We start from the raw sequence: 22,166 nt of genomic DNA on the forward strand, positions 1-22,166 counted from the left end.
CAGCCCCAGTCTCAGACCTCGCTCGCTCGGTCTGGCTGGTGCTGTCTTGCCCTCCGCCTGCGCTCCGGTCAAGATGCCCAATAGTGCAGCTGGCGCTGCACCTTATGTGATGACCCATGCTCCGTATCACGACACTGCCGGCAATCCGATATATCCCGTTGATATACATTCGGATATGCCAGCATCGATGTGTCGTGTTTGGGTCATCACGAAACGCTCCATAACGGCAAGCCTGCCGAGATGGATATTGGCGTATCTCACGACGCGTCCATTATGCGGCGTCCGCCGCATACCATCTGCCGTCGCGGTCACAACTTCAGCAGCACAGCTGCTGAAATCTGCTCTGTCCACGCTGCTGTCTTTGCTGCACCCACGGCCCCGTCTTCGGCATATTTCAAGTCCACACAAGACTATGCCGGCCAGAACCGCGCATAACAGCAGCGCGACATACCGCCAGCCATGTGGCGGATGATCCAGGCGACGGGGCAGACGTGTATATGCCCCGTCGCCGATACCGGCGCAAGCATCGTGACAGTGTCACGTGTAGCGGTGCCGCAGCCACCCGCACACACGCGAAAACCCCGCCCTTGCGAGCGGGGTGTGTGGCGACATCAAACGTGACGGCTGTACGTCGTCACGCCGCGTGGCCGTACACACATGAGGTGATTGCGTGTACGGCTAAAGGGTTAGTCGGGTACAACTTCTAGATGCCGCTTCGGCTTACTGCCCTCGGTGCTCTCAGGCGTGTCGCCGTCACCGTTCTCAGGTGTATCGCTGTCCCCTTCGGTGCTGGCGGACTTGTCACCGTCCCCTTCGGTGCTGGCGGACTTGTCACCGTCGAGATTCACCTCGAACTCTTCGGCATACTTGCGCAACTGCGCAAGGCGCTCCTTTGTCGCTTTGTGTGCACGGCGCGCCTCGTTCACGGTATCTTTTGCTTGCTGCTCATCGCGCAGCGCTGCTGCGTAATCGTCTCTGAAAGACATGGTTTGTTCTCCTTGGTTGAATGAACTGTTTATTTGGACTCGGGGCACGACGGTGGAGCGCGCGTGTGTAGTAGCACGGCCATCACCCATCAGCCCTCGCACTCAGTTCAAGACCCAGCCTGACTAGCTGAGCTAAGCGGCGGGATCTCGTCGTAGGCGGGTTTGTCCGCATTAGTGCTTCACACCGCCCAGCACCGTGACGAGCTGCTGGCGCTGCTCATCTGTCAGTTGGGGCGCTGCATTCACGACGGCATCGACGAAGCCGTCGAATAGCTGCGGGGCAGGGCGGCGTGCGGCCGCGAGGTAGGCGTCGAGATCGTCTTGGCGAATCCGATAGGCGGTGCCGAAACGGTGGAATGAAAGACGGCCCTCTTTAATAGCTTTTCGCAACGTGGACTCGGAGCCGACGCCGAGATCGGCGAGTTCCTGCAGCGTGTAAAAGCGTGGCGCGACGGCGGTAGTCGTGTCCTTTTCGGACATAGAAAAACGCTCCTGGGCAGATTGATCTGTCCCGGAGCGGGGTGCTTTACCGGCTTGCTATTCAGGCGGCTTGGAGTGCCGTGCTCAACTCGCTAGAACGGTGGTCTGCCGTCCCATCGCTTTACGGGAGCGCTTACTCCCTACCTGACCGCTTTTGTGGTTGGCAATGCCGTTGCCGACCGGTCTATCTCGTCGGAGGAACCGCGCCTATCACGGTCGAGAGGCTGTCTCTTTATGAATTATCCTCGGGGTTATCCCCCGTATGCGACTGGCTAAACCAAAAACGAATTAAAACGCCACATACGGTCTGGGGGCCATCGTACGGAACTTATGCGTCGCGCACAATAGCCTGCGACCTAATCTTTACGAATCGAACCGAGCACGTTTCTACACGCCACGTGGCACGGCTGGGGTGTTGTGGTGGGGCAGCTGTTGTGTGGCGGCATGGTGACACGCAAGGGGCGCGCCTTTTTGTGACCTGTGACACGTCTATAGTGTGCTCGTTTCGTAGTTTTGACCTCGTTTCGTAATTTGCCGATCAAAATACGAAAAAATTACGAAACGCTCTACCTGCGGTTTCGTAGAACTACGAAAATCGGAAAACCAAATTACGAAACACGCGATAACGCTGTGACCTGCACAGACACGTCACATTTCGGGGATGTTTCGTAATTTTGCGGCATTTCGACCCAAACCTTTTAAGGGAGAGACACAGACACACATTACGGGCACATGTCTACGACATAGACCGTCCTCATTGAGGGCACGCTGCAGGGGTTGTAGCTATGTGACACGGCCGGGATGCTGCGTCACGGTGACACGCAAGGGGCGCGCCTTTTTATGACCTGTGACACGTCTGTAGCGCGCTCGTTTCGTAGTTTTGACCTCGTTTCGTAATTTGCCGATCAAAATACGAAAAAATTACGAAACGCTCTACCTGCGGTTTCGTGATTTCCGCAAACGAAAGGAACAAAACTACGAAACACGCGATAACGCTGTGACCTGCATAGACACGTCACATTTCGGCGGTGTTTCGTAATTTTGCGGTATTTCGACCCAAACCTTTTAAGAGAGAGACACAGACACGCATTGCAGGCACATGTCTACGACACAGAGCGTCCTCGTTGAGGGCACGCTGCAGGGGTTGCAGCTATGTGACACGGCCGGGATACTGCCACGCTGCAACACGTCCGTGGCGCGCCGTTGTGTGACACGCAACACAGGTGTTGTGTGTTCGTTTCGTAGTTTTGACCTCGTTTCGTAATTTGCCGATCAAAATACGAAAAAATTACGAAACGCTCTACCTGCGGTTTCGTGATTTCCGCAAACGAAAAGAACAAAACTACGAAACACGCGATAACGCTGTGACCTGCATAGACACGTCACATTTCGGCGGTGTTTCGTAATTTTGCGGTATTTCGACCCAAACCTTTTAAGAGAGAGACACAGACACGCATTGCAGGCACATGTCTACGACACAGAGCGTCCTCGTTGAGGGCACGCTGCAGGGGTTGCAGCTATGTGACACGGGACACAATCGCAATCAAGGTGTCTCTTCTTATTTAGATTTTCTTCAAAAAGTGGAAAAATTACGAAACGAAAACCATTTACGCTGCTCAACGTATGTTTTTGTGTTTCGTAGTTTTGTTCTTTTCGTTTACGAGATTACGAAATGACCCGCAAATACCTACCGTGACCTGCGGTGATGTGTTTCGTATTTTTCTGCGTAATTTCACGTCGCCCGAAGCAGACACCCTGCCGTGTGCTTGCTGCAGGGCTGCGGCCGTCCCTCCATGTGGAGCGTCAGTGTCGATGCTGTAACTTAAACGTACATACATTTGTGGCGCTCTCGTTACGTGTCTGTGCATTGCCGAGCTCTTTACTGTTGTGTGTGGGCGCGCAGCCGTAGTGTCCGTGCCACTCCGAGTAGGGCGCGTCGTACCCCAAACCCATGTTCAATTAAATTCCAATCCAGAGAGGTCTTGCACTGTTGCGGTGCGGTTGTCTTCTTTCTCACCGTATTGGACCCTGCGAAATTAATTGGATACGATAGGCCCATGTTGATTTCAGGTTCCGTTTTCATGCGGCCGCTCACCAGCCGCTAAGGCGGTTTTCTCCCTCCCGCAGGTTAGAAACCGCTCCGGTCCTTTAGCCGGGCGGCCATTTGCCATGCCCGGCTCCGTTTCAACTCCACGGAGCACACCTGATGTCTACATACGGATACGGCCGTCACGAACATGGCCAAAATTTTCTCACAGACCACAAGATCATCAACTCCATCGTCGATCTTGTAAAACAAACCTCCGGCCCCATCATTGAGATCGGGCCAGGAAGCGGTGCCCTCACTCACCCGATATCCCACTTGGGGAGGGCAATAACGGCAGTTGAGGTAGACGCAAAACTAGCTGCCAAACTCACAAAAAAGACCGCCTCGGCGTCGGTCGAAGTGGTCCATGATGATTTCCTCAACTTCCCGTTACCCGCCACTCCCTGCGTCATTGTGGGAAACATTCCCTTTCACCTCACCACTGCCATTCTTCGAAAGTTGTTGCATGCGCCGGCATGGACTGCCGCTGTACTCCTCATGCAGTGGGAAGTCGCTCGCCGCCGGGCCGGGGTAGGTGCAAGCACGATGATGACAGCTCAGTGGTCCCCATGGTTCACGTTTCACCTTGGTTCCCGAGTACCAAGGTCTGCTTTCCGGCCACAGCCAAACGTTGACGGGGGGATCTTAGTGATCCGCCGGGTGGGTGACCCGAAGATCCCGATAGAGCAACGCAAAGCCTTTCAGGCGATGGTGCACACCGTTTTCACCGCCCGGGGACGCGGGATAGGGGAAATTCTCCGAAGGGCAGGGTTGTTTTCATCACGTTCAGAGACACAATCATGGTTGCGCTCGCGAGGAATCGACCCCGCAACCCTACCTCCCAGATTGCACACCAGCGACTGGATCGATCTCTTCCAGGTGACTGGTTCCTCTTCACCGCGCCATCGGCCCATTTCACAATCGGGAAGTAGTCAACGCCCTCCTCAACGGAAAAATCGAGGCCGGCGGCGGTAATCCCCCCACCACCAAAACCGAAATCCACCAGTAGTAGTGAACGACCCATGTTCGTCTACCGTGAGCCGCGTTATGGCAGTGACGTGTTCTCGTCGGGCACAGTCATAGTTCCCGGCGTTGCCAGCGACAGGGTTCTACACCCAGCAGCGGGACCGATCAAAATCACCCGCACGGGGAACGACCCTGCTGGTGGTTTCGATTTTGATGAAAGCGAGGAGACATAGCCCCTCGCCAACTCCCCGTAGCTGGCGAACAGTAGCTCCTGGCGCTGGCGCTCGTTGGTGAGTTTGCGTGCCACATCGAAAGCCTTATCGACTTCCCGGTCCAAGTTGTTGTGAGCCTTGAGCAGAATTGGGTCCATCGATAACGGGTTGTAGTGCTCCGCGAGTGACCGCTGGGGGTGCCGCTCGCGTGCCCGCAGCACCAACTGTCCAGCGTCGATGATTCGCTGCTGCGCCTTCTCATCTAGTTCACACAGAGCTGGTCCGCAGTTGTAGCTCCCGATGTACTCCGAAAAACGGAAAAAATAAATAGTGGGGATACATCAACCTTCCACTTTCCATTCTTCCGGCTCAGAGTATTGAGGGGTCTGGGACCGGGTCCGTAAACCCTTTATGTTTTTCGCGCACAGCGGTTTTTAGCGACGCACCCTATAGGTTTTCCGCAGAACCTATATGTGTTTCTGTGCACCCCCATATGTTGTCTGTTTCTAGCGGTATTTCGTTGTACTTTGCGCATCGAATAGTTATTTATCGACGACACTCCGTCGAATTCAAGTTCAACGTCTAGGTGCGTGGCAAGTCGGTAGCACGTTTTTCGATTCGACGCCTTGGGGCACTACTGGGGTTCCCGGTAGTCTTCTTAGGATGAGCGGTTCAGTTTTCCTAACCTAAAACTCGTTTGAGCGTGCTATCCGCTGGTGTGCCTCCGATGCTGCTGCTCATAAGGAGGTGGGCGCTCCATGAATACAAGGCGTAGGTCGCGCCTGAGGTCAGGTCGAGGAGGATGCCGTGGCTGACTGAGGCGTAGTCCGAGTTTCCGCACCTCTGGCCTCTGGTGTACGCGCTAGCCCCGCTCGGGGTAGCTCACGAGGAGATCGTTGCCGATGACTGCGCCGTCGTTGAGCGTTGCCTCGCTCACCTTCGCCCCGGCTGCCCCCAAGCCCATGATGTGGCCAACCTCGTCACCGTGGGCGATGAGATGGTCGGCGATGATACGCCGGTGGCAGCGCCACCACACCGCCTCGGAGCACATGATCGCGGTGGGGGTTTCGGCGGCGTTCACCCGTAGCTGCGAGAGCGCGTCCGAGAACTCCTCGCCCAGCGCATGGTCGGCGTAATTGTGGAAACTGCGGTTACGCCAGTTGCCGTTAACCTCAAACGGCACCGAGTGGGACACGTTGCGCCGCCCGGTGAGGCCCTCGCTTCTGCTGTAAGTGATGCCACATGTAGGAAGGTGTTCGGTAAGGTGGTCGCTGTTGAACCACGGGTACTTCCTGGATCCGGGCAGCTTGCGCACATCCACGATGGATGCCACACCGGCAGCCTTGATCATTTCAGCGAAGTCCTCGAATTCGAGGTTGGAGTGGCCCACGGTGAAAATGCGCATGTTGCCAATGCTACCCGCCAAGCGGGTACACCCGCATCGGCGTCCGGGTATCGTGCATCGGCAGGTGGTCGGATCGGTAGAACGGGGGGGGGAGCAGGCAGGACGTTTAATGCATTCGCACCCGCCTTTGCGCGGCATCAATCCTATTTACGGCCGAGCGTTCCGCACGGACCGTTCGGTTAAGTTTCAACAGGTCGCTTGGGCGACATCGGAAGCCTGAATTAACCGTATGTGGGGCGAATCCCATGTATGTCTTGTTAAAGGACGCTGCTGCACGAGGAGCGGGGGCTGAGGCTACCTGGTGTGCACTCTATCTTTGCTGCACATAGCGGGTGTGGTGGTTTTTAGCTGCTATTCACGAATGAGAAGGTGACTTTGCAACGACACGTAGTCGAATTCAAGTTTAACGTCTAGCGTTGATAACGGAAGGCGTTAGCGGGGAGGCAAAAAACCTCTGACCGCTGATAAGAGCAAGCTCTGAAAAGTGCTCAATTAATCGCTTGAAAAGCGCTCAATCCCCGTTTTCCGTATACTGTGGAAACCGGCTGTGACTAGGCGATTTCCCCGATAATTACGTTCCACTGGTGTACTTTGCGGTCGGTAATGAAACCGGCCAGGAAGAAAGGATCCTCAGCTAAAGCGGTGAGGGCATCCTCGCCAGATTCAGCTTCCACCGCGATGAGCGCGCCCGGGTGGGGATCATCAACCCAAGATCCCACTAGTTTCACAATCCCTTGATCGTGCAGGCTGCGCAGGTGTGCGCGGTGTTCAGGGCGAACCTCATCCATTTTTGCGGCAGCAGCCGGGTCATAAAAGTATTCAATCGCGAATAACGCCATAAAAGATCACTCCTAAAATCAATGATGCTTCTATTATCACCCCGGCGACAAACTAATGCCGGAAAACAACTTTTGTCGCAGGTGGCGCGCAAGTAAAAGTGTCTGCGCCCTCTAAAATAACCCTATGGACGAAATCGAGCAGGCGAGCGGGGCATATTTAGACCACCTGGCGATTGAACGCGGACTATCAAATAACACTGTCGGCTCCTACCGGCACGACCTGGCGCGTTACCACGACTATTTAGCAGGTGCCGGTATTCATACCTTAGGCGAAATCACCCCGGAAACTTTGCGGACGTTTTTGCAGGCGGCCGCAGCGGGGGAAGATGGGAAAAACCCGCTAGCTGCATCTTCTATTGCCCGGCTAATGGCCTGTCTGCGCGGATTCCACGGCTTTATGTTAAACGAACGCTTGAGTAGCACTGACCCCACCGAAAGCCTAGAAAATCCCCGCTTAGCGCGGCCGCTTCCCAAAGCACTCAGCATCACCCAGACTCGCGTCCTGCTGGAAGCTTTTAGTGGGGAAGATCCGGCTTCTTTGCGCTCGCGAGCACTGCTAGAAACCCTGTATGCGTCGGGAGCTAGGGTGAGTGAAGTGTGTTCCCTCGATGTGGATGATTTAGGGATTCTAGCTGGTAGTGAAGCGGCAGCTTCAGGGGAGAATCCGATTACCTTGGTGACCGTTACCGGTAAAGGCAATAAGCAGCGCCTGGTGCCGCTAGGAGAATACGCAGTCAAAGCGTTAGAGGCGTATCTGGTACGCGCCCGCCCACAGCTTGCGCAAAAAGGCCGGGGTAGCTCGGCACTGTTTTTAAATCTGCGGGGAGGGCGCCTGAGCCGCCAAAGTACCTGGAGTATTATTCGCGAGGCCGCCGAAAAAGCGGGGATAAAAACACCGGTTTCCCCCCACAGCCTGCGGCATTCCTTCGCCACCCATATGTTAGAGGGCGGGGCAGACGTTAGGGTAGTGCAAGAGCTGCTCGGTCACGTGAATGTAACTACCACCCAGATATATACCAAGGTAACCGCCACTTTGTTGCGCGAGGTGTACCAAGAAACCCATCCGCGTGCTCGGTAATAATCAGGAGGGCTGGACTTGAGTGGGGCTCAGAATTTATCCGAGTAGGTTAGGCGACCTGAGACGCGGGGAAGATGTTTTATCCGAGTAGGTGCGGTGGGCATAAAGTCTGGAAAATACGTCAGTATTTTACAGACTTTGGGCAGGAGGAAAAATATCTTCCCCGCGCCACCAATCACCCCCCCCACACCTCCGCAGGCTATATAGCTAGAAGCTTGTAAACTATAGCGACCGAGCGGGGGATAAAGGGGTACGAGAATGCCGCTTGGTAACATTTTTTCTCTGGTTGTCATATCGTTAGAAGAGTGAGTGAGATTCAACCTGGTTTGATGCCCCCGCCAACCCCGAAGGATGCGGAGTTTCCCGCGCCTGCGCCCCTAAAGTCTCATGGGCCCGCGCGAATTATTGCTATGTGTAATCAAAAAGGGGGAGTGGGTAAGACTACTACCACCATAAACTTGGCTGCTTCTTTGGCAGAGTATGGGCGCAAAGTCCTGATCGTAGATTTCGATCCCCAAGGTGCCGCCACTGCCGGTTTGGGGGTAAACGGCAACGACTTGGACGCCACTATCTACAATGTGCTCCTTGATCGCAACGTTAACGTGGAGCAGGTTATTCATCCCACCGCGATTGCAGGCATGGATCTGGTGCCCGCGAATATCGATCTTTCGGCTGCCGAGATTCAAATGGTTAACGAGGTCGCCCGAGAAATGGCGCTCTCCCGCGCCCTCCATCCGGTGAGCGACAAATATGACGTGATCTTGATTGACTGTCAACCCTCCCTGGGATTGCTCACCGTTAACGCCCTGACTGCGGCTCACGGGGTAATGATCCCGATGGAAACCGAGTTTTTTGCTCTACGCGGGGTAGCCCTGCTGGTAGAAACCATTGAAAAAGTCCGTGATCGCCTCAATCCGAAACTCAAAATTGACGGGATCTTAGCGACTATGGTCGATACCCGCACTTTGCATTCGCGAGAAGTAATGGAGCGTCTACAAGAAGCTTTCGGGGATCGGGTCTACCAGACCGTGATTCGCCGGACTGTAAAGTTCCCAGACGCTTCGGTGGCGACCGAACCGATCACTACTTTTGCGCCCTCCCATCCGGGAGCCGAGGCCTACCGGCAATTGGCGCGCGAGGTTATTGCTCGTGGTGACACCGCCTAACTCTCCGGTAGCTCCCAGTAACCACCAAGAGGTAAACAGGGAGGAGGAAGCGCTTTTCCCCTCCCGGCTAGCGGAAAAGACGGATCCCGAAAAAGCGCCTCCTTTTGAACTGGAACTAGAGGTATTCTCCGGGCCGCTAGATCTGCTCCTCACCCTGATAATCAAAAACAAGCTGGATATTACCGAAGTGGCATTAGCTGAGGTAACCGATGATTTTATCGCCTATATGCAGGCGTTTCCGGATTTATCGCAAGCCTCCCAGTTCCTAGAAATTGCGGCAACTTTGTTGAATATCAAGGCCAGTCAATTGCTACCCGGAGAAGAAAATGAGGAACTGGATCCCGAATATTTAGAGGCGCGTGACCTGCTGTTTTCTCGGCTCTTGCAATACCGTGCCTATAAAGAGGTAGCAGAATATTTACGAGGGCGCATTGGGGAAGGGCAGGCCTACTATCCGCGGGAAGTTCCCCTGCCCGCCAAGTTCGCTCGCCTCTTGCCGCCGTTGCGAGTGGATTTCACCCCCGCAGATTTAGCCCGCGCCGCCGCCGATGCCTTTACCCGCCGTCCTCCTCAAGTATCCCTGTCCCATCTGCACCTGCCGCAAGCCTCCCTGGCAGAGCAAGCCCAAATCGTGGTGGCCGAGTTAAAAAGAAGTGGCAAAGCTAGCTTTAGCGAGCTAAGTCGGTCTGCCAAGAATGCCACCGAGAGGGTCACCCGTTTCTTAGCTTTACTGGAGCTTTACCGGCATCGCTGCGTGGAATTTACCCAGGAAAGTGCGTTGGAAGAACTATATGTGACCCTAGAAACCCAGGATATTCCCGACTTCAATAACTTTATTTTCGATGAATATGGAGCCACCGATGACTAACTCCGCCGATGAACAGCTACTGGCCGCTTTGGAGGCAATATTGATTGTAGCCAGCGAGCCACTCAGCCCCGAGGAACTTGCGCCGCGTCTACAAAGCAGCCCCCAGCAGGTAAAGGCGGCTTTAGAGCGACTACGGGCCGAATATGCGGGCGAGGCTTCTCGTCCTCACGGATTCGTGTTACGCAACGTGGCCGGGGGGTGGCGGATCTATTCTGCCCCCGAACAAGAAGAAATCGTTGCCAACTTCCTCACCCAAGGGGGAACTTCCCATCTATCAAATCCGGCTTTAGAAACCTTGGCCGTGATCGCTTATCGGCAACCGGTTTCCCGCTCGGTAATCGCCGGTATTAGGGGAGTGAGCGTAGATGGGGTAGTGCGCACCCTGTTGGCGCATGATCTGATTGAAGAAGTTGAGCGAACCGAGTCCGGGGCGATTCTGTACGGCACCACCACCAGTTTCTTAGAACGGATGGGACTGGCCAGCCTGGAGGAGCTCCCGCCGCTGGCGCCGCATTTGCCGGCCAATGAAGAGCTAGACGAGCTAGAAGCCCGGCTCAAACAATAATTTGCCTCCGCGATAGGATGAAGGCAGTTAAGAAATAGAATCCAATAGGAGAAGCCAAGTTGACTGATCTTAGTTCCTATCAGGAAAGCGATGAGGGTACCGACCGGCAGGGGCGACCAGCAGATAAGATTCCCTTAGCGCCGATGCCGCCGCGGCGTAAAAACCCGCAGGTGGTGGCAAAACCGCAAGCAGCTACCGAAAGCGGCAAAGAAGAGCGACTACAAAAGGTCTTGGCGGCCGCCGGGGTAGCATCCCGGCGTGCCTGTGAAAAACTGATCGTTTCTGGGCGGGTGAAAGTCAACGGGAAAGTAGTGCGCGAGTTAGGCACTAAAGTTGATCCCAATCAGGTGATGCTGCATGTAGATGGGCAGCTAGTGATGATAGATGATTCCCGGGTCACTATCGCGCTGAATAAGCCCACCGGGGTGGAATCGTCTTTGCGCGGAGACCCCCACGACCTTACCCAGTTTTTGACCGACTACCGGGAAAGACTGTTCCATGTGGGCAGGCTAGACGTGGATACTTCCGGGCTGTTACTGCTTACTAATGATGGGGAACTCGCGAACCGGCTTACCCACCCCTCCTGGGAGGTACCAAAAACCTATCTAGCCACCGTTAAAGGCAAATTTACCGGTAAAACTGCCCAAGAACTGCGCTCCGGAATCATGTTGGAGGACGGGTTTGCGCAAGCTGACCGGGTATCAATAAAAGGTACTCATGGCGGGCTTACCTTAGTGGAAATAGAGTTACATCTGGGTAGAAACCGGATTGTGCGCCGAATGTTAGAAGAGGTAGGTGCCCCGGTGATGGAATTATCCCGGATCGCGCACGGCACCGTGAAACTGGGGACGTTGCCCCTGGGAGCCACCCGCCGCCTCTCAAAGCCTGAGCTGAGTGTACTAATGCAGAGCGTCGGTCTTTAGGGTGGAACTATGGCAAATACGCACTCGCCACTTTCTGGAAACCAAGTGGGTACCACCGGTCCAGTATTGATTATCGGAGCCGGCCTGCTAGGTGCGTCCTTGGGGATGCGACTGAGCAAACTGGGACTCCCGGTTTTTTTACGGGATATTTATCCGGTAGTTAGCGCCCTGGCCTGCGATATGGGTGCCGGTAATACCTGGGAAGAAAACTCCCCTGAACCTGCGCTAGTAGTGGTAGCCACCCCGCCAGATGTCGCTGCTGATCAGGTGGTCGCCGCGTTAAAAGAGTTTCCGAATGCCCTCGTTACCGATGTGGCCTCGGTTAAAAGCGTGATTTTAGAGGAAGTTTCGCAGGCGGGGGCAGATCTAACCCGCTATGTAGGCTCGCACCCGATGGCGGGCAGGGAACGTTCCGGCACGGCGTTTGCCCGCGAAGACCTGTTTGAATCTCGCCCGTGGGTAATAGTTCCCAATGAGAAAACCTCCCCGGGAGCAGTTTTAGCAATGCGTAGTCTCGCTTTAGATGTAGGTTCCCTGCCGCTGCAATTAGATGCGGAGACTCACGACCAATCTGTGGCTCTGGTTTCACATGTTCCGCAATTGGTATCTTCGCTGTTGGCCGCGCAACTGGCGAAAGCGATGCCACAATCTTTAGGACTAGCAGGGCAAGGACTGCGCGACACTACCCGGATTGCTTCTTCCGATCCGGCGCTCTGGGCAGCAATCATTGCGGGTAACGCCGAACATGTAGCGAAAGTGCTACGGGGATTTAGTGATGATATGCAGCAAGTTTTGCACGCCCTCGAACATCCCGGAGCTGTGATTCCTTCCCCCAGCTTGGTGGGAGCAGTAACTTTAGCTATGCGGCAAGGTAACTTGGGGGTGGCACGCATCCCCGGCAAACACGGAGGCGCACCCCGGCGTTACCAGGAAGTAATGGTAAAGGTTCCCGATGAGCCTGGAGCTTTAGGACAGCTTTTCCAAGCGGTAGGCGATACCGGTATCAATATTGAGGATTTAGAGCTAGAACATTCCCCAGGGGCTGCCTTCGGGATCGCCCGTTTGGCCATTGAGCCTAACTCCGCGGCCTTGCTAGCCGAAAAGCTGGAGATAAAGGGCTGGGAAATCGTAGCTTCTTAGTTTATTCCCCGCAGTTCTTCGCTAGGAAGCTATCCTAAATGGCGATAAATAGCATAGTATCTAAGGGGAGGGACGCATTCGCGCGTTCCAGTATTGATGCTTTCGGAAGGGTTATAACGCTATGTCAGGTGACGGTTCGCAATACGTTAGCCAGCAGATTCTTGGAGCCGGCTTGGTAATCGCTATTGATGGCCCCAGCGGGGCAGGAAAATCGACCATCGCGCGCCTATCGGCTGCGGAGCTGGGCACTAACTTTTTAAACACTGGCGCCATGTATCGCGCCCTGACCTGGTACGCCCTGCAGCAAGGAACAGATTTAAATGATCCCTCGGCGCTGGCTATGCTGGCCTCTTCAATTCCGATGCAGGTAGAAGCGGTTGCCCATGCCCCGCGGGTATTAATCGAGGGTCGCGATGTGACTCGTTTCCTGCACTCTCAGGAAGTAAACAGCGCGGTCAGCCAAGTTAGCGCGGTGCCCGGGGTGCGTGAACAAATGATTGCCCGCCAGCGGCAAATTATTCAGGCTGCCCAAGCATCTGGGCGCGGGATCGTAGCCGAAGGGCGCGATATTACTACCGTGGTTGCCCCAAATGCGGACGTTAAAATTTTGCTCACCGCCTCCCCCGAGGTGCGCGAGCAACGCCGCGCCAGGCAGTCAGGCGCAGGCAGCGATGCGGTAGCCGCTCGTGACCTATCCGACTCCCAGGTAAATAACTTCACTACTCCTGCTCCCGGAGTTGAGCTGCTGGATTCCTCTGACCTGGATGAGCAAGAAACTATGGAAGCAGTAGTGGAAATCGTTGGGCGGGCTTTCCGGGCTCGTCAAGGCTGAGGTTTCGCCAAAGCCCCCTGCACTCGCCTAAACTGAAAGGCGTGAGCGAAGACCTAAAACTTGCGGAATCTGCTAATCTGCTCAATGAAATTGAGCTACAAGAAGACGACCTGGAGCTACTCGAGGGCGAAGCTGTCGCCCCGCGAACGCCGGATACCCGCGCACTACCGGTACTAGCGGTTATCGGGCGCCCAAATGTCGGTAAATCCACCCTGGTTAACCGAATTTTGGGGCGACGCGCAGCGGTAGTACAAGACCAACCGGGAGTAACCCGTGACCGGGTACGTTACCAGGCGCAGTGGGCCGGCAAAGATTTCCAATTGTTAGATACTGGCGGTTGGGAGCTGGGCGTCAAAGGTTTGGATCAGATGGTGGCGACGCAAGCCGAAGCCTCTATCCAACTTGCCGATGCGGTGCTATTTGTGACCGATGCCGGGGTGGGTGCTACCGAAACCGATATGCAGATTGCTCGGATTTTGCAGCGCTGCAATAAACCGGTGATTTTAGTAGCCAATAAGGTTGATTCCGAGCGGATAGAGGCCGATGCGGCTGCCCTGTGGTCATTGGGGTTTGGAGAACCCTTCCCGCTTTCTGCCCTCCATGGGCGGGGCAGCGGTGATCTGTTGGATAAAGCGATTGGAATGCTGCCGGAAGAATCCCAGTATTCGCGGGCGCTGCCGGAGGGCAGCCCGGGGCGCGTGGCGCTGATTGGTCGCCCTAATGTGGGTAAATCTTCGCTGCTTAACTCCCTCGCCGGTTCCCAGCGAGTAGTCGTCAACGAACTTGCAGGCACTACCCGTGATCCGGTAGATGAAGTAATCGAGATCGCTGGGGTTCCCTGGACATTTGTGGATACCGCCGGGATTCGCCGTCGGATGCTGAAGAGTCGAGGGGCTGACTTTTATGCTTCCTTGCGCACCCAGGCAGCGATTGAGGAGGCCGATGTAGCGATGGTGTTGCTAGATGCCTCCCAGCCCCTGGCTAGCGCGGATATTAGGATCATTGAAGAAGTTATTTCTGCGGGCAGAGCTATGGTTCTGGTGAACAATAAATGGGATTTGCTGGATGAGGAACGTCGCCACGATTTAGAACGCGAATGGGATTTGCAGCTGTCCCACGTGGAATGGGCTCCCCGAATTAATCTTTCGGCGAAGACTGCCTGGCATACTAACCGTATCCAGGGGGCTTTAGCGCAGGCGCTTGCAGGTTGGAATACCCGGATTACCACCAGCGAACTTAACACTTTCCTGGGGCGCCTGGTTGCTGAACATCCGCATCCGGTTAGGGGAGGAAAACAGCCGCGGATAATGTTCGCTACCCAGGTTTCGGCAGCTCCTCCCCGGTTTGTGCTCTTTACCACCGGGTTCCTAGATCCGTCCTATCGCCGTTTTATTGAACATCGCCTGCGCGAAGAGTACGGTTTTATCGGCAGTCCCATCCAAATTTCGGTACGGGTACGCGAACGCCGCAAGCGTTAGCAAGCAGGGCAGCAGGGGAAACCAATAGGCAAGTGCGCCTTCGTGAACATAGTTCCGAAGAAAAATAGTTGTTATCCGGGAGGAATCTGCCTTAGTGAGGAGTTTCATAAGGAGGGTTTTATCTAGAGGCTTCGGCGCGTGAGGCTAAAATTCCCGCAGCTTACCCGGAAGGAAAAGAGATTAAAACAGGCGATTAAAACGCCAATATACTGGGGTTATGCGCTGATCAGTACCTCGAGTGGGACTCGAACCCACATGTCCGGTGAAGGACGGCGGATTTTGAATCCGCTGCGTCTACCAATTCCGCCATCGAGGCTTTTTTGTAACGCTGTAAAGCGTGACGGGTTTCAGTCTAATATAGACACGTGGCAACTTCGAAATCTAACACCAAGAAAAATCAGACTGCTTCCCGTAAAGTGCTGGTAGCCGAGGATGAAACCTTGATCCGCCTGGATATTGTGGAAACTCTCACGGATGCCGGCTACGAAGTAGTAGCCGAGGCCGGAGATGGGGAAGCGGCCTATCAGGCAGCGATAGAAAACCATCCTGACCTGTGTGTAATGGACGTAAAGATGCCCAAAATGGACGGAATTACGGCTGCGGAAAAGATTATGAAGGAGATCTCTTGCGCAGTAGTGATGCTTACCGCATTTTCACAAAAAGAGTTGGTGGAGCGAGCGCGAGACGCTGGCGCCATGGCCTATGTAGTTAAACCTTTTACCCCTGCCGAACTCTTGCCGGCAGTAGAAATCGCACTTTCCCGGCATGCCGAGATTCAATCTCTGGAAGGCGAAGTAGCTGACTTGCAGGATCGTTTCGAGACTCGCAAAGTGGTAGATCGGGCTAAAGGGCTGCTGATGGAAAACATGGAAATGAGCGAACCGGATGCTTTCCGTTGGATCCAAACCACTTCCATGAATCGGCGCCTGACTATGCGGGAAGTTGCCGAAGCGGTGGTGGAACAGATCGGCTAAAGCCAGGTTAGCAGCAACTATAGGAGGTTGCTGTGACAGTAAGGCCTTTCCTCTAGGATGGTTAGCAGGAGGAAAACATGGCCGACAAGAAAACTCTGCTAGTAATCGACGGGCATTCCGCAGCTTTTCGCGCGTTCTACGCCCTAGACCCCGCAAATTTTCGTACCCAAGAGGGACAATACACTAACGCGGTATTCGGGTTCTTGCGGATGCTGGTCAAGATGCTGCAAGAGGAGCAACCCGACTATTTAGCGGTGGCTTTTGATGTTTCTCGCCATTCTTTCCGCACCGATGAATACCCCGAATACAAGGCCGGCCGCAAACCTACTCCGCCCGAATTTTCCGGACAAGTTGATCTGATTAAAGAGGCGCTAGCTCATCTGGGAATCACTACTTTAGAACAAGAAAATATTGAGGCCGACGATATTTTGGCTACTCTTGCTAGCCGGGGAAGTGCCGCCGGGATCCAGGTGTTGGTTGCTAGCGGGGATCGTGACACTTTCCAGTTATCAAACGAGCAGGTTACCGTGCTTTATCCTTCCCGCTCGATCACTGACCTGAAACGGATGACACCCGGGGCTATTGAAGAAAAATATGGGGTTCCGCCGCACCGGTATCCCGAGATTGCCGCCTTGGTGGGAGAAAAAGCCGATAATCTCCCAGGGGTTCCCGGGGTGGGGGAGAAAACCGCTGCCTCCTGGATAAATAAATATGACGGCCTAGCGGGAGTGATCGCCCATGCCGCCGATATTGGCGGTAAACGGGGGGAAGATCTACGCGCTCACCTGGAGGATGTTAAACGTAACCGGAAATTGAATGCGTTGCTGACCGATCTGGATTTAGGGGTAGAGGTTACCGAACTCACCTTTGGGAAAGCCGATGCCGCGAAGCTAGAAAAACTACTAGACAAACTGGAGATTGGACAGGGTACCCGCCAGGCTTTAGCCAGTATTCCCGCCTTCGCCCTCGCAGCTAAGCCCGCGGAAAAACGCCCCGAAGTTAAACATATAGCTCCAGAAAAGATAGCTAACTGGATAGCTAACCTTAAGGGGTCGGTAGGGGTAATAGTCGAGGGAGTTACCACTCCTGGCAGCGGAGAGGCCACCCAGGTTACTTTGGCCAGCCAAAACGAAGCTGCCCGTATCAGCTTGATCGAAGATGACGTAGCAACTGTAGCCGCGCTGCGCCAGTGGTTGCAAGACCCTAAGGAGAGCATTTTCCATAACTGGAAGAGCGCCTGGCATGCGCTCAAGGGCGCGGGGATCAAGCTTGGTTTGCCTAGTTGGGACAGTGAAATTGGTGGTTATCTGCTAGACCCTTCTGCCCGCTCCTACGATATTGAGGTATTGAGCGGGAAAATTCTGGGGCATCCTTTGGTGGTTGCGGAAGAAGAGGCCGGCGGACAGACCGCCCTGGATTTTTCGGGTACTGCTAATACTAAGACCGCACAGATTGCGGCGGCTCTACCCGAGATTGCCAGCGGGGAAAAAGCGCGGTTAGCTACCGGACGCACTGAGCATTTATGGCTAGAAATGGAGCGACCGATCGCCGAGATTCTTGCCCGGATGGAAGATACCGGAATTGCCCTCTCGGACCAGGTGCTAGGGGATTTAGAAAATGATTTAAGGCGGCAAACCGAGGACGCTATGCAGGCGGCCAGAAGGGAAGTAAATAGACCAGAGCTGAATCTTTCTAGCCCCAAACAGCTACAAGAAGTGTTATTCGACCAGTTGGGGATGCCGAAAACGAAGAAAACTCGTACCGGATACACCACGAATGCGGATGCCCTGGAGTGGCTGTTTAGTAAAACCCAGCATCCGTTCTTGCAGTATCTGTTGGCGCACCGGGACTCAATCAAACTTTTGCAGACCGTGGAGGGATTGCAAAAGGCAGTGCAAGCTGATGGCCGGATTCACACCACTTTTAAGCAAACTGTGACTGCTACCGGTCGGCTCTCATCTGCCGACCCGAACTTGCAGAATATTCCGGTACGCTCGGAGACTGGGCAACGTATTCGGGAAGCCTTTGTACGCGGGGCAGGATTCGAAAACTTGATGAGCGTGGACTATTCCCAGATCGAGATGCGGGTAATGGCGCATATGTCCGGGGATCAAGATCTGATTGCCGCTATTAGGACTGGCGAAGATTTACACCGCACTATGGCGGCCATGATTTTCGGGATTCCCGCCGAACAGGTCGATGACCAGATGCGCTCGCAGGTAAAAGCCACTTCCTATGGTCTGGCCTATGGCCTATCGGCTTATGGGCTGGCGAATCAGCTGCGGATTGGTCAAAAGGAAGCCGAAAAGCTAATGGAAAGTTATTTTCAGCGTTTCGGCAAAGTTCGCAGCTATTTGCAGCAGATCGTGGAGGAGGCACGCGAACGGGGCTATACCGAAACCCTGCAGGGGCGGCGTCGGCAGCTGCCCGACCTTAGAAGCTCCAATCACACTTTGCGGCGCATGGCGGAGCGCGCAGCTCTTAATGCCCCCATTCAGGGCACGGCTGCGGATTTGATGAAGCAAGCGATGATCCGGGTAGATCAGGAACTGAAGGAACAAAAGCTGGCTTCGCGGGTGCTACTGCAGATTCACGATGAATTAATCCTGGAGGTGGCTCCGGGGGAGGAAACGCAGCTGCGCGCCTTAGTAGAGGAAGCAATGTGTCATGCTGCGGAGCTGGCAGTGCCCCTAGTGGTCGGCATCGGAGTGGGAGAAAACTGGCGGAGCGCCGCCCATTAGGCAGCTGCGTATTGCGGTAGCGTAGAGCAGCTCCGGAACCTTCTGACTCGCCCTCAGGGTCGATAACACTGTGTGATCGCCTACATTTTGTCAAAATACCCTCCGCTAGGGGTCTTTCAGCTGGAGCCGAAAGGGTTTTTGCTGATAGGCTCAACAAGGTTTCTCTTATGAGGAACCAAAATGTCCATATTGTCTATTAAGTCCGTTTTGGAGAAATTATCTCTATGACCACCTCTACTGAGCAGCTGGATCAAGTTGCCGTAAACGATATCGGTTCACAAGAAGAACTACTTGCTGCAATCGATAAAACTATTAAGTACTTTGGCGATGGCGACATCGTTACCGGTACTGTCGTGCGGGTCGACCGCGATGAAGTCCTCCTCGATATTGGTTATAAAACCGAGGGCGTTATCCTCTCCCGCGAACTATCCATCAAACATGATGTGAGTCCCGAAGACGTTGTCCAGGTGGGCGACGAAATCGAAGCCCTGGTATTGCAGAAGGAAGATAAGGAGGGGCGCTTACTGCTTTCGAAGAAGCGTGCCCAATACGAGCGTGCCTGGGGCGACGTCCAGAAGGTCAAGGAAGCCGATGGTGTAGTCACCGGTACCGTGATCGAGGTGGTCAAGGGCGGCCTGATTTTGGATATCGGTCTGCGCGGCTTCTTGCCGGCTTCGCTGGTAGAAATGCGCCGGGTACGTGACCTCGCTCCCTACATTGGTCGCGAGCTCGAAGCCAAGATTATTGAACTGGATGAGAACCGCAACAACGTGGTGCTTTCCCGCCGTGCCTGGTTGGAGCAAACCCAGGCGGAGGTACGTACCCAGTTCCTGGATACCTTGCAAAAAGGCCAGATTCGTTCCGGCGTGGTTTCTTCGATCGTCAACTTCGGTGCGTTCGTGGACCTGGGCGGAGTAGACGGCCTGGTGCACGTATCCGAGCTGTCCTGGAAGCATATCGATCACCCCTCCGAAGTGGTGGAAGTTGGTCAGGAAGTCTCCGTCGAGGTACTGGACGTGGATATGGATCGCGAACGGGTTTCGCTGTCCTTGAAAGCCACCCAGGAAGATCCGTGGCAGACCTTCGCACGTACCCACGCTATCGGCCAAGTGGTGCCGGGCAAGGTAACCAAGCTGGTTCCCTTCGGTGCCTTTGTACGGGTCGAGGACGGGATCGAAGGCTTGGTACATATCTCTGAACTGGCGCAGCGTCACGTAGAGGTACCGGAACAGGTCGTTAAAGTTGGCGAAGAAGTATTCGTTAAGGTTATCGATATTGATCTGGATCGTCGCCGGATTTCGCTGTCGCTCAAGCAGGCGAACGAGGGCGTTGACCCCAATACCACCGAGTTTGATCCTTCGCTGTACGGCATGACCGCCGAATACGATGAAGAGGGCAACTACAAGTACCCCGAAGGCTTCGATCCGGAAACTAACGAGTGGATGGAAGGTTACGAGGCACAGCGGGAAGCTTGGGAAGAAGAATACGCCCAGGCGGAAGCCCGTTGGAAGGCTCACAAGGAGCAGGTGGCTAAGGCGCTGGAAGCCGATACGGAAGCCGCCGCTACCCGTCCGGATCCCGCAGAGAACGCTAGCTACTCCACCGAGAGTGAAGACTCGGCCGGTACTTTGGCTTCCGATGAAGCCCTAGCTGCTCTCCGCGAGAAGCTAACTGGCGAATAAGCAGTTAATCGCAGTTCTCCTGAAGAACTGTGGCGCTTAGCTTTCAGGGTGGGCAGAAGCAGAAATGCTTCTGCCCACCCTGTTTTATTTTTAAAGGCAGAGCCTTGAAACGTGGATAAGTCCTTTGATTTTTCTATCTGGCGTTTTCCGGGGGCTAACGATGTTAGCTTCCCCAGCTTCCACTAGCGCTCGTAATAAAGGTAGTTTGGTGCTGCGTCTCCTGGCGGTGCTAGTTACCTTGGTACTGGTAGATTTGGCGTTGACTGTCTACGTGTTTGTTCTTTCCGATAGCAGCGGCAAACTGGGGGCGGCAGGAACCAAGGACAAAGCCCCCACTGTTTCCACGGTGATTGAAGTACATAAGCAGATCAACAGTGACTCTTTCACGCCCTATATAGCTACTGAATCCAGTCCGGCTGTAATGGTTAAAGACAGCCTGGATATCTGGCTAGTTTTTATTACTAGCGAAGGGGCTAGTGCTCAGCCGCTATCTGGGGATGGGAAAGCGAGAGGGGAACCATTTAGTTTGCCCGCCTGTGATAACGGTCTCGCACAACCCTATGAGGCATTCGGGGGACAGATAGTTTGCAAAGGTGCCCTGGGAGAGAAGGAGAACCCGGCCTCGGCTGCTGGGCCGAAACTTGGTGAGTGCGCGGGGGAGGTAATCTACCAAGACACTCAGGTTATGGTCTGCGCTGAGCCGGCCGCTAAAGGCGCTAAAATGGTTAGTTATCTGCTAAAAGGGAAGACTATCTGGAAAACTGCGCTCAAAGATGGGACGGCGCTAGCCGCCAATAGTCAATCCATTTGGGCAACTCGGATAAGCGATAAGCAGGGCAAGGTTAGTTACCAAAGATTTGATGTTCCCGGAGCTCCAGATCCGGGCAGTGAAAAACCCGCCGGCTGGGATGCGATTAAGAAGGTAGATTTCCAAAATATAACCCTAAGTAACATCACCATAGGTAGTGCCAAATATAACGATCTTCCCCTGAGCGGCGGCAGGTGGAGGGAGGTACCGGAGCGAGACATAGGACTAGCCCTAGGTATCAGACAAAACGATAAGGTCTATGCCGATATCAATGGTGATGGCTACCTGGATTTCGCTCAGGTTCTTTATCATCAAACTTTCGGTGGAGAGATACCGGAAAGAGATGAGGGAGAACGTACTTTTCAGGGACGAGTTCACCAGATACTGGTCTGGATTTGGGATCCCCAAAGCCAGAAACCAAAAATGATGGATTCCCCTCTTATTTCTCCAACTATTGGACCCTACTGCGGTATGGGATACGACTCTGAAATCCCATTTGCAGCAGATCTGTCTACACCTGAAGGCTTGGGATTAAAAGTTAAGTATCTTTACAGCCAGGCTAGCTGGAATGATGTTGTCGTTGAAGGCAAAGACATGGAGCAGTTAACCCAGGTTTCCCGTAGTGAGGAAGGGGAATATCGGGTGGTTAAAGATAACTTGGTAAGAGTACTCGATGGAAGCTATACCGCGGTAGTACCCCCTGAGGCCTGCATTGAAATCCTGGAGGAAGACGAAGAGATTAACAATGTCCCGGACTTGTTGCCCTTCCGCGGAGCTGATTCCTCCCTGGCGATTTCTCCGAAAAAGTTTAAGAACGTCACTTACTGGTTCCCGGTATGGAAAGATCCTCAAGGAAATGTCCTGTGGTATGCGCTTGATGAATCCAAAGAAAACTACGTACTCGGCTGGTCAAAATAACACAGCTTACCGCCTCGAA

Annotated in this window: 18 protein-coding genes and 1 tRNA gene; 13 read left to right on the forward strand and 6 right to left on the reverse strand. The window is 54.3% G+C overall.

Going from position 1 to position 22,166, the window contains the following annotated elements:
- Positions 1-686 precede the first annotated feature (686 nt).
- A complete protein-coding gene (locus ACZ5BI_RS03960; protein ID WP_024058949.1) occupies positions 687-986 on the reverse strand; it encodes a hypothetical protein in 300 nt (99 codons plus the stop codon).
- Positions 987-1,157: 171 nt separating this feature from the next.
- Entirely contained in the window at positions 1,158-1,466 is a 309-nt protein-coding gene (locus tag ACZ5BI_RS03965) for a helix-turn-helix domain-containing protein (RefSeq protein ID WP_024058948.1), read from the reverse strand.
- Positions 1,467-3,672: 2,206 nt separating this feature from the next.
- Between ACZ5BI_RS03965 and erm the strand changes: the two genes are divergently transcribed.
- The gene (erm, locus tag ACZ5BI_RS03970; protein ID WP_016456425.1) at positions 3,673-4,527 is read left to right on the forward strand and encodes a 23S ribosomal RNA methyltransferase Erm; all 855 of its coding nucleotides are present in this window, start codon (positions 3,673-3,675) and stop codon (positions 4,525-4,527) included.
- Between the two features lie 70 nt (positions 4,528-4,597).
- Here erm and ACZ5BI_RS03975 read toward each other — a convergent pair whose 3' ends face one another.
- From ACZ5BI_RS03975 to ACZ5BI_RS03985, 3 genes are all read right to left on the reverse strand, one after another.
- Positions 4,598-4,951 carry a type IIL restriction-modification enzyme MmeI gene (locus ACZ5BI_RS03975; protein ID WP_016423158.1) on the reverse strand — a complete coding sequence of 118 codons (354 nt, stop codon included), beginning with the start codon at positions 4,949-4,951 and terminating at the stop codon, positions 4,598-4,600.
- 641 nt (positions 4,952-5,592) lie between these two features.
- Positions 5,593-6,135: a DUF488 domain-containing protein gene (locus ACZ5BI_RS03980; protein ID WP_464896693.1), complete on the reverse strand. Its 543-nt coding sequence runs from the start codon at positions 6,133-6,135 to the stop codon at positions 5,593-5,595.
- 551 nt (positions 6,136-6,686) lie between these two features.
- The gene (locus tag ACZ5BI_RS03985) at positions 6,687-6,974 is read right to left on the reverse strand and encodes a YciI family protein (RefSeq protein ID WP_464896694.1); all 288 of its coding nucleotides are present in this window, start codon (positions 6,972-6,974) and stop codon (positions 6,687-6,689) included.
- A gap of 124 nt (positions 6,975-7,098) precedes the next feature.
- Between ACZ5BI_RS03985 and xerD the strand changes: the two genes are divergently transcribed.
- From xerD to der, 8 genes are all read left to right on the forward strand, one after another.
- Positions 7,099-8,052, forward strand: a complete 954-nt coding sequence (gene xerD, locus ACZ5BI_RS03990) for a site-specific tyrosine recombinase XerD (RefSeq protein ID WP_464896695.1) — start codon at positions 7,099-7,101, stop codon at positions 8,050-8,052.
- 329 nt (positions 8,053-8,381) lie between these two features.
- Positions 8,382-9,218, forward strand: coding sequence for a ParA family protein (locus ACZ5BI_RS03995; RefSeq protein ID WP_464896776.1), 837 nt, complete (start codon positions 8,382-8,384; stop codon positions 9,216-9,218).
- Positions 9,205-10,086 carry a segregation and condensation protein A gene (locus ACZ5BI_RS04000; RefSeq protein WP_464896696.1) on the forward strand — a complete coding sequence of 294 codons (882 nt, stop codon included), beginning with the start codon at positions 9,205-9,207 and terminating at the stop codon, positions 10,084-10,086. The genes ACZ5BI_RS03995 and ACZ5BI_RS04000 overlap by 14 nt, the downstream gene beginning before the upstream one ends.
- Complete coding sequence (gene scpB / locus ACZ5BI_RS04005; protein WP_464896697.1) at positions 10,079-10,651, forward strand: SMC-Scp complex subunit ScpB; 573 nt, start codon at positions 10,079-10,081, stop codon at positions 10,649-10,651. Before ACZ5BI_RS04000 ends, scpB begins: the two co-directional genes overlap by 8 nt.
- A gap of 143 nt (positions 10,652-10,794) precedes the next feature.
- Positions 10,795-11,574, forward strand: a complete 780-nt coding sequence (locus ACZ5BI_RS04010; protein ID WP_464896777.1) for a pseudouridine synthase — start codon at positions 10,795-10,797, stop codon at positions 11,572-11,574.
- A 9-nt stretch (positions 11,575-11,583) separates the two neighbouring features.
- A complete protein-coding gene (locus tag ACZ5BI_RS04015; RefSeq protein WP_464896698.1) occupies positions 11,584-12,714 on the forward strand; it encodes a prephenate dehydrogenase in 1,131 nt (376 codons plus the stop codon).
- A gap of 121 nt (positions 12,715-12,835) precedes the next feature.
- Positions 12,836-13,546 (forward strand): (d)CMP kinase, encoded by a 711-nt coding sequence (gene cmk / locus ACZ5BI_RS04020; protein WP_464896699.1) that lies wholly within the window; start codon positions 12,836-12,838, stop codon positions 13,544-13,546.
- A gap of 41 nt (positions 13,547-13,587) precedes the next feature.
- Positions 13,588-15,024, forward strand: a complete 1,437-nt coding sequence (gene der / locus ACZ5BI_RS04025) for a ribosome biogenesis GTPase Der (RefSeq protein WP_464896700.1) — start codon at positions 13,588-13,590, stop codon at positions 15,022-15,024.
- A gap of 230 nt (positions 15,025-15,254) precedes the next feature.
- Here the strand turns inward: der and ACZ5BI_RS04030 are convergent.
- A tRNA-Leu gene (locus ACZ5BI_RS04030) sits at positions 15,255-15,340 on the reverse strand.
- Between the two features lie 49 nt (positions 15,341-15,389).
- On the opposite strand from ACZ5BI_RS04030, the gene ACZ5BI_RS04035 reads away from it, so the two are divergent.
- The 4 genes from ACZ5BI_RS04035 to ACZ5BI_RS04050 all read left to right on the forward strand — a co-directional run bounded on the left by ACZ5BI_RS04035 (position 15,390) and on the right by ACZ5BI_RS04050 (position 22,147).
- Positions 15,390-15,998 (forward strand): ANTAR domain-containing response regulator, encoded by a 609-nt coding sequence (locus tag ACZ5BI_RS04035; RefSeq protein WP_022865378.1) that lies wholly within the window; start codon positions 15,390-15,392, stop codon positions 15,996-15,998.
- A 77-nt stretch (positions 15,999-16,075) separates the two neighbouring features.
- Entirely contained in the window at positions 16,076-18,739 is a 2,664-nt protein-coding gene (gene polA / locus ACZ5BI_RS04040) for a DNA polymerase I (protein WP_464896701.1), read from the forward strand.
- 224 nt (positions 18,740-18,963) lie between these two features.
- Positions 18,964-20,421 carry a 30S ribosomal protein S1 gene (rpsA, locus tag ACZ5BI_RS04045; protein WP_022865380.1) on the forward strand — a complete coding sequence of 486 codons (1,458 nt, stop codon included), beginning with the start codon at positions 18,964-18,966 and terminating at the stop codon, positions 20,419-20,421.
- Positions 20,422-20,581: 160 nt separating this feature from the next.
- The gene (locus tag ACZ5BI_RS04050; protein ID WP_464896702.1) at positions 20,582-22,147 is read left to right on the forward strand and encodes a hypothetical protein; all 1,566 of its coding nucleotides are present in this window, start codon (positions 20,582-20,584) and stop codon (positions 22,145-22,147) included.
- The last annotated feature ends 19 nt before the right edge of the window (positions 22,148-22,166 follow it).

This window comes from Varibaculum sp. GTC20041 (assembly GCF_055387755.1).

Coding starts and splice junctions, on each gene's coding strand:
- scpB (WP_464896697.1), top strand. CDS start 10,079: ATGACTAACTCCGCCGATGAACAGCTACTGGCCGCTTTGGAGGCAATA.
- ACZ5BI_RS03960 (WP_024058949.1), bottom strand. CDS start 986: ATGTCTTTCAGAGACGATTACGCAGCAGCGCTGCGCGATGAGCAGCAA.
- ACZ5BI_RS03985 (WP_464896694.1), bottom strand. CDS start 6,974: ATGGCGTTATTCGCGATTGAATACTTTTATGACCCGGCTGCTGCCGCA.
- ACZ5BI_RS03965 (WP_024058948.1), bottom strand. CDS start 1,466: ATGTCCGAAAAGGACACGACTACCGCCGTCGCGCCACGCTTTTACACG.
- cmk (WP_464896699.1), top strand. CDS start 12,836: ATGTCAGGTGACGGTTCGCAATACGTTAGCCAGCAGATTCTTGGAGCC.
- xerD (WP_464896695.1), top strand. CDS start 7,099: ATGGACGAAATCGAGCAGGCGAGCGGGGCATATTTAGACCACCTGGCG.
- ACZ5BI_RS04050 (WP_464896702.1), top strand. CDS start 20,582: ATGTTAGCTTCCCCAGCTTCCACTAGCGCTCGTAATAAAGGTAGTTTG.
- rpsA (WP_022865380.1), top strand. CDS start 18,964: ATGACCACCTCTACTGAGCAGCTGGATCAAGTTGCCGTAAACGATATC.
- ACZ5BI_RS03980 (WP_464896693.1), bottom strand. CDS start 6,135: ATGCGCATTTTCACCGTGGGCCACTCCAACCTCGAATTCGAGGACTTC.
- polA (WP_464896701.1), top strand. CDS start 16,076: ATGGCCGACAAGAAAACTCTGCTAGTAATCGACGGGCATTCCGCAGCT.
- erm (WP_016456425.1), top strand. CDS start 3,673: ATGTCTACATACGGATACGGCCGTCACGAACATGGCCAAAATTTTCTC.
- ACZ5BI_RS03995 (WP_464896776.1), top strand. CDS start 8,382: ATGCCCCCGCCAACCCCGAAGGATGCGGAGTTTCCCGCGCCTGCGCCC.
- ACZ5BI_RS04015 (WP_464896698.1), top strand. CDS start 11,584: ATGGCAAATACGCACTCGCCACTTTCTGGAAACCAAGTGGGTACCACC.
- ACZ5BI_RS04010 (WP_464896777.1), top strand. CDS start 10,795: ATGCCGCCGCGGCGTAAAAACCCGCAGGTGGTGGCAAAACCGCAAGCA.